The organism is Kineococcus vitellinus, from assembly GCF_009906315.1.
In the GTDB taxonomy this organism is placed as follows: Bacteria; Actinomycetota; Actinomycetes; order Actinomycetales; family Kineococcaceae; genus Kineococcus; species Kineococcus vitellinus.
Window position 1 is genome coordinate 1 of record NZ_JAAALL010000140.1, and the last position, 11,278, is coordinate 11,278.

General features: G+C 76.6%; 9 protein-coding genes and 1 pseudogene. 8 read left to right on the forward strand and 2 right to left on the reverse strand.

Features of this window, described 5'->3' with window-relative positions:
• From GTQ99_RS13240 to GTQ99_RS27560, 3 genes and pseudogenes are all read left to right on the forward strand, one after another.
• Nucleotides 1-1,707, forward strand: a 1,707-nt coding sequence (locus tag GTQ99_RS13240; RefSeq protein ID WP_205707422.1) for a hypothetical protein, incomplete at its 5' end; no start/stop codon positions are given.
• 109 nt (nt 1,708-1,816) lie between these two features.
• On the forward strand, nt 1,817-3,031 hold the full coding sequence (locus tag GTQ99_RS13245) for a phosphatase PAP2 family protein (RefSeq protein WP_166616208.1): 1,215 nt from the start codon (nt 1,817-1,819) through the stop codon (nt 3,029-3,031).
• 29 nt (nt 3,032-3,060) lie between these two features.
• Nucleotides 3,061-3,300 (forward strand): annotated as a pseudogene (locus GTQ99_RS27560) (DUF6343 family protein); the annotation flags it as partial.
• A 107-nt stretch (nt 3,301-3,407) separates the two neighbouring features.
• Here GTQ99_RS27560 and GTQ99_RS13250 read toward each other — a convergent pair.
• Complete coding sequence (locus GTQ99_RS13250) at nt 3,408-4,376, reverse strand: TIGR03557 family F420-dependent LLM class oxidoreductase (RefSeq protein ID WP_166616209.1); 969 nt, start codon at nt 4,374-4,376, stop codon at nt 3,408-3,410.
• A gap of 113 nt (nt 4,377-4,489) precedes the next feature.
• On the opposite strand from GTQ99_RS13250, the gene GTQ99_RS13255 reads away from it, so the two are divergent.
• Together GTQ99_RS13255 and GTQ99_RS13260 are read left to right on the forward strand one after the other, a co-directional pair.
• A complete protein-coding gene (locus tag GTQ99_RS13255) occupies nt 4,490-4,717 on the forward strand; it encodes a hypothetical protein (RefSeq protein WP_166616210.1) in 228 nt (75 codons plus the stop codon).
• Nucleotides 4,718-4,819: 102 nt separating this feature from the next.
• Nucleotides 4,820-5,740 (forward strand): zinc-binding dehydrogenase, encoded by a 921-nt coding sequence (locus GTQ99_RS13260; RefSeq protein ID WP_166616211.1) that lies wholly within the window; start codon nt 4,820-4,822, stop codon nt 5,738-5,740.
• A 15-nt stretch (nt 5,741-5,755) separates the two neighbouring features.
• Here GTQ99_RS13260 and GTQ99_RS13265 read toward each other — a convergent pair whose 3' ends face one another.
• On the reverse strand, nt 5,756-7,588 hold the full coding sequence (locus tag GTQ99_RS13265; RefSeq protein WP_166616212.1) for a bifunctional sugar phosphate isomerase/epimerase/4-hydroxyphenylpyruvate dioxygenase family protein: 1,833 nt from the start codon (nt 7,586-7,588) through the stop codon (nt 5,756-5,758).
• Between the two features lie 80 nt (nt 7,589-7,668).
• Between GTQ99_RS13265 and GTQ99_RS13270 the strand changes: the two genes are divergently transcribed.
• The 3 genes from GTQ99_RS13270 to GTQ99_RS13280 all read left to right on the forward strand — a co-directional run bounded on the left by GTQ99_RS13270 (nt 7,669) and on the right by GTQ99_RS13280 (nt 11,206).
• Nucleotides 7,669-8,352, forward strand: coding sequence for an HAD-IA family hydrolase (locus GTQ99_RS13270; RefSeq protein WP_338074969.1), 684 nt, complete (start codon nt 7,669-7,671; stop codon nt 8,350-8,352).
• Nucleotides 8,353-8,546: 194 nt separating this feature from the next.
• Nucleotides 8,547-9,524, forward strand: coding sequence for a 4-hydroxy-tetrahydrodipicolinate synthase (gene dapA, locus GTQ99_RS13275; protein ID WP_166616213.1), 978 nt, complete (start codon nt 8,547-8,549; stop codon nt 9,522-9,524).
• Nucleotides 9,521-11,206, forward strand: a complete 1,686-nt coding sequence (locus GTQ99_RS13280; protein WP_166616214.1) for a ribonuclease J — start codon at nt 9,521-9,523, stop codon at nt 11,204-11,206. Before dapA ends, GTQ99_RS13280 begins: the two co-directional genes overlap by 4 nt.
• The last annotated feature ends 72 nt before the right edge of the window (nt 11,207-11,278 follow it).

Genomic DNA, 11,278 nt, shown 5'->3' on the forward strand with positions numbered 1-11,278 from the left:
CCACCACGCCGCCCGGCGGAACTGCCGCGCCGCGCGGGCCGCGCGGCGCTGTGGCCGGTGCCGGGGGCCCGTGGCAGCATCGGCGCCCGGCGCCGCCCGGCGCCGTCGACAGGAGGGAGCGCCGTGCCAGCGCGCCGAGCACCCCTGGCCGCGCCCGCCGGCGAGGCGGGGGACGCGCCGGGGACCGCCCCCGGCACCGGGAGCCCCGTGCGGGTGGTCCGCGCGCCCCGCCCGCGAGCGGTGGACCGGGCCGGCTGGGCCGGCGCCGTCGTCGCGGCGGCCGTGCTCGTGCACCTGCTGCTGGCCTGGCGGCTGCGCGGCTTCGTGACCGACGACTCGTGGATCACCGTGCGCTACGCCGAGAACCTCGCCGCCGGGGCGGGGTGGGTGTGGAACCCCGACGGCCCGGTCGTCGAGGGCGCGAGCAACCCGCTGCTGGTGCTGCTGGAGGCGCTCGTGGTCGCCCTCGGCGGCTCGGCGCTGCGCACGGCGCAGGTCCTCGGGGTCGCCGGGGGCGTGGCGTGCGTGCTGCTCGTGGGCCTGGGCGGGCGCGCCGTGCTCGGCCGGGGCGCGGCCGCGGCGGGGGCGCTGCTCACCGCCGCGAGCGCGCCGTTCGCCGCCTGGGCGGTCGGGGGGCTGGAGACGCTGCCGGTCGCGGCGCTGCTGACGGCCGGGGTGCTCCAGCTGGCCCGCCCGGACGGCGGCCGGGCGCCGGTGGCGGCGGCCGCCTTCGCCACGCTGCCGTGGTGGCGCCCCGAGGGGCTGCTCGTCGTCGCGGCGGTCGTCGGCCTCAGCGAGCTGACCACGGTGCTCGCGCTGGTGCGCCGCCGCCGGCCGCGCCCGGGGGCGCTGCGCCGCCTGCTGTGGCTGGTGGGCCTGCCGTGCGCGGCCCAGCTGGCGCTGGAGGCGCTGCGGTGGAGCGTCTACGGCCACCTGCTGCCGAACTCGGTGCTCTACAAGGCGGGGACGGGGGCGCCGTTCGACGTCCTGGAGAAGTTCCTCGACCAGAGCGCCGTCGTCGTGGTCCCGGCGCTGCTGGGCGCCCTCCTGGTGCGCGGGCGCGCGCGGCTGCTGCTCGTGCCGCCGCTGGTGCACGCCGCGGGGTCCGTCGGCACCCTCGACAGCGCCAACGCCTTCAGCCGCTTCCTGCTGCCGGCCTGGCCGGTGCTGGCCCTGCTGGCCGGCCTCGCCCTCGTGCGGCCGGCCCTGCTCCTGCCGCGGCGCGCGCAGCAGCCGGCGGCGGTGCTGCTGGCCGTCGCCGTGGCGGCCGCCGCGCTGCTGGCCCCCGGGGGAGGGGCCGAGCGCGTGGACGGCTGGCAGCAGCGCTACACGGCGTGCAAGGCGGGCGCCCGCGCGGAGGCCGCCGCCTGGTTGCGCACCACGCCGGCGAGCACGACGTACGGGGTCTCCGACGCCGGGCTGGTCCCGGCCCGGGCCGGGCGCACGGCCGTGGACATGTTCCTGCTCAACGACCCGCTGCTGCAGGAGACCGGGCCGCTGCCGCCGCAGCGGCGCGCCGAGGAGGTGCTGGAGCGCCGGCCGGACGTCCTGGTGCTCGTCAGCCGCTCGCCGCGGGAGTTCCGGGCCGGCTACCCGACCGACGCCGCCGTGCACGAGCGCGCGGTGGCGGCGGGGTACCGCCTCGCGCACGTCGCGCGGGGGACGGGCGCCGGGTGCGCCTACCACCTGTGGGCGCTGCGCCGCTGACACGCCGGGCCGTCCGGGGGCCCGTGGCTCGTCCCGGCGTGCGGTTCGTGGCACGATGCGCCGAAGTCCAACACCCGGCCTAGCACATCGACGTCACCACGGGGTGTCCATGAGGTTGAAGCACGACCAGCGCTCGGTGAACTCCGCAGCGGCGGCTCCCGCACGCGCCGGGCGGCCGATGGCGCTGATCGGCGTCTCCCTCGCGGTGGCGCTCCTCACCGGCGGCCTCGCCGTCGCCGCCTCCGCCGACCTCGGCATCCGGCTGCGCGACCCGGACGGGTTCCTGGGGCCGAGCTACGTGCGCCTGCCGGCGCTGGTGCTGCTCTTCCTCGTCGTGGACCTGCTGCCGCGCGCCGTGCTGCGGGCGCGCGCCGCCCGCGCCGCCGGCCTGCCGGCGCGCCCGGCCGTGGCCGGAGCGGTGCGCGAACGGCTGACCGCCGCGCGGCTGGGGTACGTCGCCGCGGGGCTGCTGACGTTCTACGTCACCTACGTGGGGTACCGGAACCTCAAGAGCTACCTGCCGTTCCTGCGCCCGGAGCTGCACGACGCCGCGCTGCTGCGCATGGACGACGACCTGCTGCCGGGCTCGTGGACCGGGCCGGCCCCGCTGCTGCACGAGCTGCTGGGGACGACGGTGTCGGCGGAGGTGCTCTCCGCCGTGTACGTGTTCTTCCTCTTCTTCGTCCCCGTGTCGCTGGTGTTCGCCCTGGTGTGGGCGCCCGACCCGCGACGCGGCTACTGGTACGTGAGCGCGCTGTGCCTGAACTGGGCGCTGGGCACCGCGTCCTACTACCTGCTGCCGGCGCTGGGCCCGATCTACGCCGACCCCGCCGCGTACGCGGACCTGCCCGACACGGAGGTCTCCGCGCTGCAGGAGAGCCTGATGACCTCGCGGGTCATCGTGCTCGCCGACCCCTTCGGCACCGACCGCATCCACGGCATCGCGGCGTTCGCCTCGCTGCACGTCTCGATCGTCCTGACGGCGGCGCTGGTGGCCCAGGCGATGCGCCTGTGGAAGCCGCTGCGGATCGCGATGTGGTGCTACGTCGCCCTCACCGCGGTGGCCACCATCTACTTCGGCTGGCACTACCTGCTCGACCTCGTCGGTGCCGTCGTCATCGCCGTGGCGTCCGTGTGGATCGGCGCCTGGGGCGCCGGTGCCTGGCGGCGGCCGGTGACCGGGACGCCCACCGAGCCGGGCGCGGCGTCCGCGCCGGAGGCCGCCGTCGCCGCTGCGACCGCCGTGCCGGTCCTGCCGCGCCGCCGCCGCTGGGGACGCCGGTCCGCCGCGCTGACGGGCGCGGAGGGCGCGGAGCGCGTGTGAGCCGCGCCCCGCGCGGGTACCTGCGGGGCATGGCAGCAGGAGGACCCCGCGGGGCACGAGCGAACCGGCCGGCCGAGCAGGACGGCCTGCGGGTGCAGGCCGGTCAGCCGCGCGGGCGCACCGGCACCGAACCGCGCACGGCCCGCTCACCGCTGCGCCTGCGCCTGGTGCTGGCGGCCTTCGGGCTCGTCGTCTGCGCGGTGCTGGGTGCGCTGTGGCTGCGGGCGGACCCCCCGCCCGGCGGCTCGAGCGCCCCGGGCTGGGTGCTGCTCGCCCTGGCGGTGCTGGCGCTGCTGGACCTCCTCGTGGTGAGCGCCCGGCTGCGCCGGCGGGCGGGGCGCCCCGCCGCGCCCGCGGACGGGTCGCGGCGCCCCGCTCACGCCGAGGGCGTCAGCTCCCGCAGCGCGGCGACGAGCCGCGTGGCGGCGAAGTCGAGGAACCCGTCCGGGTCGGGGCCGGCGTTCTGGGTCACCAGGTGGTCGAACCCGGCGTCGACGTACTGCTGGGCCACCGGCAGGTACGCCGCCAGGTCCGGGCCGACCGCGAACTGCGCCCGAACGTGCTCCGCGCCCACCGTCCGCGTCGCGGCGTCGAAGTTCGCCGGGTTCGGCAGCTCGGACATGACCTTCCAGCCGGTGACCGCCCAGCGGCTCTTCTCCAGCACCGCCGCGACCGCCGAGCCCTCGTCCGGCGCCCAGGCCATCGGGACCTCCGCGTAGGCCGGGCCGGAGCCGCCGAAGCCCTTCCACGCCTGCACCATCGCGCCCTTGGGCTCGGTGGCGAACAACCCGCTGCCGAGGTCGGCGGCGATCCTCGCCGAGGCCTTCCCGCTGGCGGCGACGGCGACGACGGGCAGCTCCTGCGGCAGGTCGAACACCCGGGCGTCCTCCAGCCGCAGGTGCTTGCCCTCGTAGCTGCGGTACCCGCCCCGCCACAGCAGGTGGATGATCTCCAGCGCCTCGCGGAAGCGCTCGTGGCGCTCGGCCACACCGGGGAAGCCGCGGCCGACGACGTGCTCGTTGAGCCGCTCCCCGGCGCCGACGCCGAGGGTGAACCGGCCGTCGGAGACGATCGCCAGGGTCGCCGCGGCCTGGGCGATGATCGCCGGGTGGTAGCGCACCGACGGGCACGTCACGCCCGTCACCAGGCCGATCCGCTCGGTCTTGGCGGCGATGGCCGCCAGCAGGCTCCAGGTGAACCCCGAGTGCCCCTGCACGTCCAGCCAGGGGTGGAAGTGGTCGCTCATCTCGACGAAGTCGTAGCCGGCCTCCTCCGCCGCGACGGCCTGCCGGATGATCTCCTTCGGCCCGAAGGCCTCGGTGGCGAGCTTGTAGCCGATCTGCACGGCGGTGCCTCCTCGGGGGTCGCGGTCCGGGGCCGCGGTCCCGTGCCGCGCTCCGGCGTCCGCCCCGAGTCTCGGGGGAGCGGTGCGGACCCGCACGCGGTGGGTGTGGAGCCGTGGACACCGAGCGCGACTCCCCGCTGGACGTGGGGCTGCTGCAGGAGCTGCTCGCCACCCACGGCCCGTGCGGCCGGGAGCTCGAGGGCGTGCTGGGCGCGCTGTGGACCGATCCGGCCGGCGACCTCGACGCCGGCGTGCACGCGGGCGCGCGCGTGTGCGTGCACCGCGGTGCGATCGCGGCCTGCGCGGACCTGCTCACGGCCTACCTGCGCGAGCCGGCCTGAGGGCGCTCCCGTCCCGGGGAGGCGCCCGGGCTTGCCCGCGGCGCCCATCCAGGACAGGCTGCGCCCCACACGGCGGACGACGGCGGGGATCGGGAGGCTCGGGTGGGCAGACTGGTGCGCTTCGACCGCTGGGGCGGGCCGGACGTGCTGCGCGTCGTCGACGTGCCCCAGCGCGACCCCGGCCCCGGTGAGGTGCGCGTGACGGTGCGCGCCAGCGGCATCACCGCGGGGGAGTCCGCGGCCCGCGAGGGAGCCCTCGCGCAGCTGTACCCCATGGCCTTCCCGGCGAGCACCGGCTCCGAGTTCGCGGGGGTGGTCACCGCCGTCGGCCCCGGTGCCCAGCGCGTGGCCGTGGGCGAGGAGGTCCTCGGCTGGAGCCCGGAGGGCGCCGGGCACGCGGAGAGCGTCGTCGTGACCGAGGAGGCCGTCGTCGCCAAGCCCGCCGGGCTGAGCTGGGAGGTCGCGGGCGCCCTGGCCGTGGCCGGCCTCACCGCCTACGCGTGCGTGGACGCCGTGCGGGTCGCCGACGGCGACGTCGTCGTGGTGCTCGGCGCCAGCTCCGACGTCGGCACCCTCGTGGTGCAGCTGGCGCGGTTGTGCGGGGCCGAGGTGATCGGCGTCGCCGAGGCCGCGCACCACGACTGGCTGCACGCCCACGGCGCGGACGCCGTCGCGGCGGCGTCGCCGGCCGACCTCGCCGCGGCGGTGCGCCGCCGCACCGCCCGCGTCGACGTCGTCGTGGACACCACCGGCACCGAGGTCGAGGCGATCGCCTCGGCCCTGGGCGCCCAGGAGTCCCGGTGCGTGGCCACCGTGGGCTGGGAGGCGGACCTGGAGTTCGGCCGGGCCGCGCGCTGCGCTCCCGGCGACCGCTCCGAGGTCCTCACCGAGCTCGCCGGCCTCGTCGCCGACGGGCGCCTGCACGTGCCGATCGCGGGCACGTTCCCGCTGGAGCGGGTGCAGGACGCCTTCGCCATGGCCGAGGGCCCCCACCCCCAGGGCCGGATCGTCCTGCTGCCCTGAGGCGCGCGGCGGGTCTCACGCCTCGGAGGCCGCCTCCTGCGCCTCGGGCGTGCGGCGCTGCGCCGCCAGCCGGACGGGCGTGTTGACCACGCCGAAACCCCGGTAGCCACCCCGCCGCTCGAGGACCTCCACGAAGAGCTCCCGGCTCACCGACCGCGTGAAGAACTGCAGCAGCTCGCCGTGCTCGTCGCGGTCGTAGAGCAGGTCCAGCTCGGCCAGCGTCGCGAGGAACTCCGGGTCCAGGCCGTGGCGGGCCTCCAGGTCGGCGTAGTAGTTCGCCGGGACCGCCAGCGGTTCCCCGCCGGCGCGGCGGAAGGCCCGCGCCGCACCGACGGCGTCCGCGGTGCGGAAGGCGACGTGCCCGGAGGTCAGCGGTCGCCCCCGCAGCTGCGCGGCGGTCGGCCCGACGTTCAGCGCGATCCGGATGGAGGAGTCCTCGCTGGTGTGCGCGCGGCTGCGCACCAGGCCGTCCGGGGCCGCCACCTCGACGACCTCGTGCCCGCGCAGGCCGAGCACCGCGGTGAGGAACAGCGAGGCGGTGTCGAACCCCGCGAACGGCTGGGGGAGCGCCACGTGGTCGATCTCCACCATCGATCCGCCTCGCGGCGCAGGCGGATCCTCCGCCACCGCCACGAAGTCGTCCAGCCAGCCGCCGGTGGGGGTGTCCTCGCAGAACTGCACCCAGGTCCCGTCCGGGGCCACCAGCGAGGGGATGTCGGCCTCGCCCGGGCCGACCGGCCGGTGCACGAGCGGGGCGAGCAGTTCGCGCGCCCGCTCGGCCAGCGCGTGCGGCGCGGAGGTGCGCAACCCCAGCGAGGACAGCTGCGCCCGCACGTCCGGGCGCCGGCGGTTCAGCACGATGCGCACCCCGCCGCTGCTCCACAGGTCGACGTCCCCGCGCCGGTGGACGCCGGTGCGGGAGAACCCCAGCGCCCGCAGCAGCCGCTCGACGTCGCCGGCCGGTCCCGGCGCCGCCGACACCTCCGCGAACGCCCAGCCGCTGGGCCGGGGCGCGGCCGGCAGCGCGCCGGGGGTGGTGAGCTCGGCCAGGTGGCGCAGCGAGCGCATCCCGTCCACGGCCGTCGCCGCGGGGTCGGCCTGGCGGAACAGGTCGTTGAAGACCTCCAGCGACACCGGGCCGGAGTACCCGCTGGCCAGGACGGCGCTGTGGAAGCCCGCCAGGTCCAGGCCCCCCTGGCCGGGGAAGCAGCGGTGGTGCCGGCTCAGCGGCAGGACGTCCATCGGCAGCCGCGGCGCGTCGGCCACCTGGTAGAAGAACAGCTTCTCCGCGCCGATCAGGGCGATGTCGGCCGGGTCGTCACCGCGGGAGAGCACGTGGAAGGAGTCCACGCCGTTGCCCAGCGCGGGGTGGTCGGCGGCCGCCACCACGCGCGCCGCGTGGCGGTAGTCGCGCACGTGCGCCCCCCACGCGAGCGCCTCGTAGGCCAGGCGCACCCCGTGCCCGGCGGCGACGTCGGCCAGCGCCCGCAGCTGCTCCGCGAGCCGGCCGTCCTCGCGCACGGCCCCCGGGTGCACCGAGGAGCACACCAGCAGCAGGTCCGTGCCCAGCTCGCGCGCCACCTCGCACTTGCGGTGCAGGCGGTGCACCGTGCGGCGCACCGCGGCGGGGTCGACGTCGTCGGGGTCGCGGAACGGCTGGAACAGCGACACCTCCAGCCCGCTCCCGGCGGCCAGCTCGCGCACCTGCGCCGGGGTCAGCGGGCACGAGAGCAGGTCCGGCTCGAACACCTCCACCGCGTCGAAGCCGGCGGCCGCGGCCGCCCGCAGCTTCTCGGGCAGCGTGCCGGCCAGGCTGACCGTCGCGATCGACGTGCGCAGCTGCGCCATGGTCCCCCTCCGCGGATCGTCCCGGCCCCCCGACCGGTGCGGGGCCAGCCTGGCACGGACGCTGCTCGTAGGGTGCCCGGGTGACCCTGCAGGAGCAGTCCAGCGCCGTGTACGCCGCCGTCCTCTTCGACATGGACGGCACCCTCGTCGACTCCACCGCCGCCATCGCGCGCTGCTGGACCACCTGGGCGCTCGAGCACGGCGTCACCGCCGAGCAGCTCGCGGCGGCCGCCGGGCACGGGCGTCCCGCGCCCGAGATCGCCGCCGACCTCGTGGGCGCCGAGCGCGCCGAGCAGGCCGCCGCCCGCATCGCCGAGCTGGAGGTCGCCGACGTCGACGACGTCGTGCAGCTGCCCGGGGTGCCGGACCTGCTGGCGGGCCTGCCCGCCGACCGCTGGGCCGTCGTCACCTCCTGCTCGGCGCCGCTGGCGGCCGCCCGGATGGGCGCCGCGGACCTGCCGACGCCGCCGCAGCTGGTCACCTTCGACGACGTCAGCCGCGGCAAGCCGGACCCCGAGTGCTTCCAGCTCGGCGCGCGGCGCCTGGGCGTCGACCCCGCCGACTGCCTCGTCGTCGAGGACGCCCCCGCGGGCCTGGCCGCCGCCCGCGCCGCGGGCTGCGCGACGCTGGCCGTGCGCACCACCCACCCCGAGGGCCCGCTGGAGGCCGACGCCGTCGTGGCGCTGCTGTCGCAGGTGCGCATGAGCCCCGTCGCCGGCGGCGTGCGGGTGGAGGTCCTCGAGCGGGCCCCGCACGGCGCGTGAGCCCGCGGCGGCGGCAGGCGCGGCGGGGGTTGTAACGCCGCGGGGACCGCGGGCGATGCACTCCCCGGGACCCGGTCGCTGCCCGGACCCCCGAGCGGGCAGCGACCGGGTCCCCTCACGTCCGCGCCACCCCGCGCCACCCCGCGCCACCCGTGTGCCGTCGAGCGCGGTCCGCGCGGCGGTAACCTCGCTCCATGCCCACCGCCACCGCCGCGCAGCCACCACGTCCCTTCGGGTCGGTGCTGTCCGCGATGGTCACCCCCTTCGGCCCCGCGGGCACCCTCGACCTCGACGCCGCCGCCGCCCTGGCCGAGCGCCTGGTCGACGAGGGCCACGACGGGCTCGTCGTCAGCGGCACCACCGGCGAGTCGCCGACCACCTCCGACGAGGAGAAGGACCGGCTGCTGCGCGCGGTGCTGGAGGCCGTGGGCGCTCGCGCGCACGTCCTCGCGGGCGTCGGCACCAACGACACCGCGCACACGCTCGAGCTGGCCCGCGCGGCCGAGAAGGCCGGCGCGCACGGGCTGCTGGTGGTGACGCCCTACTACAGCAAGCCCCCGCAGGACGCGCTGCTGCATCACTTCCGCACGGTCGCCGACGCCACGGCGCTGCCGGTGATGCTCTACGACATCCCCGGCCGCTCGGGCGTGCCCCTCGAGGTGGAGACCCTCGTGCGCGTCGCCGAGCACGAGCGCGTCGTCGCGGTCAAGGACGCCAAGGGCGACCTGCACGCGACCTCGTGGGTGCTGGCCCGCACGGACCTGGCCTGGTACTCCGGCGAGGACGCGCTCAACCTGCCGCTGCTCACCCTCGGCGCGAGCGGGATCGTCTCCGTCGTCAGCCACGTCGCGGGCCGCGAGTACGCCCGCCTCGTGGCCGCCGTCGACGCCGGCGACCTGCTCACCGCCCGCCGGCTCCACACCCGCCTGCTGCCCGCGGTGCGCGGGATCATGACCCGCACGCAGGGCGTCGTGGCCGTCAAGGCCGCGCTGCAGCTCACCGGTGCCCTCGACGGGCGCTCCGTGCGCGCGCCCCTGCTGGCGGCCACCGACGAGGAGGTCGGCGCCGTCGCCGCCGACCTCGCCCTGGCCGGGCTGCTGCCCGCCACCCCCACGCACGCCGAACCACGTCCCACGGTCGCGGCCGCCCAGGCCGCAGGAGGAGCCGCATGAGCCACCCGCACCCCGAGCTGTCCAGCCCGCCCCCGCTGCCCGACGGCGCCCTGCGCGTCTTCGGGCTCGGCGGGCTCGGCGAGGTCGGGCGCAACATGACGGTGTTCGAGCACCGCGGCAAGCTGCTGATCGTCGACTGCGGCGTGCTCTTCCCCGAGGAGCACCAGCCGGGGGTGGACCTGATCCTCCCCGACTTCGGCCCCATCGCCGACCGCCTCGACGACGTCGTGGCGCTGGTGCTCACGCACGGGCACGAGGACCACATCGGCGCCGTGCCCTACCTGCTGCGCCGTCGCCCGGACATCCCCCTGCTCGGCTCCCAGCTGACCCTCGCCCTCGTCGAGGCCAAGCTCAAGGAGCACCGCATCAAGCCCTACACCCTCGGCGTGCGCGAGGGGCAGGTGGAGCAGCTCGGCCCGTTCGAGTGCGAGTTCATCGCGGTGAACCACTCCATCCCGGACGCGCTGGCGGTCGCCATCCGCACCGACGCCGGGCTGGTGCTGCACACCGGCGACTTCAAGATGGACCAGCTGCCGCTGGACAACCGCATCACCGACCTCAACGCCTTCGCGCGCCTGGGCGACGAGGGCGTGGACCTGTTCTGCGTCGACTCCACCAACGCCGAGGTCCCCGGCTTCACCTCCCCCGAGCGCGAGATCGGCCCGGTGCTGGAGCAGCTGTTCGGCCGCGCCGAGCGGCGCATCATCGTCGCCTCCTTCTCCAGCCACGTGCACCGCGTGCAGCAGGTCCTCAACGCCGCCGACGCCCACGGGCGCAAGGTGGCCCTGGTGGGCCGCTCGATGGTGCGCAACATGGGGATCGCCGCCGACCTGGGCTACCTGCAGGTGCCCAAGAACGTCCTCATCGACATGAAGCAGGTCGAGGACCTGCCCGACGACCGGGTCGTGCTCATGTGCACCGGCTCGCAGGGCGAGCCCATGGCGGCGCTGAGCCGGATGGCCAACCGCGACCACCGCATCGCCATCGACAGCGGCGACACCGTCATCCTCGCCAGCTCGCTGATCCCCGGCAACGAGAACGCGGTGTTCCGGGTGGTCAACGGCCTCGTGCGCCTGGGCGCGACGGTCGTGCACCAGCAGAGCGCGAAGATCCACGTCTCCGGCCACGCCAGCGCCGGGGAGCTGCTCTACTGCTACAACATCCTCAAGCCCCGCAACGTCATGCCGGTGCACGGGGAGTACCGCCACCTCATCGCCAACGCCGACCTGGCGGTGAAGACGGGCATCCCGCGCGAGCGCGTGGTCATCGCCGAGGACGGCGTGGTCGTCGACCTCGTCGACGGCAAGGCCGGCATCACCGGCGCCGTGCCCGTCGGCTACGTCTACGTCGACGGCTCCAGCGTCGGCGAGATCACCGAGGCCGACCTCAAGGACCGCCGCATCCTCGGCGAGGAGGGGTTCATCTCCATCTTCGTCGCGGTCGACTCCGTCACCGGCAAGGTCGTCTCCGGGCCCGAGTTCAACGCCCGCGGTTTCATCGGCGAGGGCGAGGACCGCTTCGCCGGGGTGAAGAAGCGGGTGGAGAACGCCCTCAACGAGGCCTCGACGGGCCCGGTCGACGTCTACCAGCTGCAGCAGATCGTCCGGCGCACCGTGGGCACCTGGGTGTCCCAGACGCACCGCCGCCGGCCGATGATCGTCCCGGTCGTCGTCGCCGCCTGAGCGCGCCCCGACCCCGCCGCAGCGCCCCGCGCGACCCCGGTCGCACGGGGCGCTGCGGTGCGTGCGGGGTGC

What these genes read in the sequence shown, in the direction of transcription:
- GTQ99_RS13245 (WP_166616208.1), top strand. Translation starts at nt 1,817, where the DNA reads ATGAGGTTGAAGCACGACCAGCGCTCGGTGAACTCCGCAGCGGCGGCT.
- GTQ99_RS13265 (WP_166616212.1), bottom strand. Translation starts at nt 7,588, where the DNA reads ATGGCGCAGCTGCGCACGTCGATCGCGACGGTCAGCCTGGCCGGCACG.
- dapA (WP_166616213.1), top strand. Translation starts at nt 8,547, where the DNA reads ATGCCCACCGCCACCGCCGCGCAGCCACCACGTCCCTTCGGGTCGGTG.
- GTQ99_RS13280 (WP_166616214.1), top strand. Translation starts at nt 9,521, where the DNA reads ATGAGCCACCCGCACCCCGAGCTGTCCAGCCCGCCCCCGCTGCCCGAC.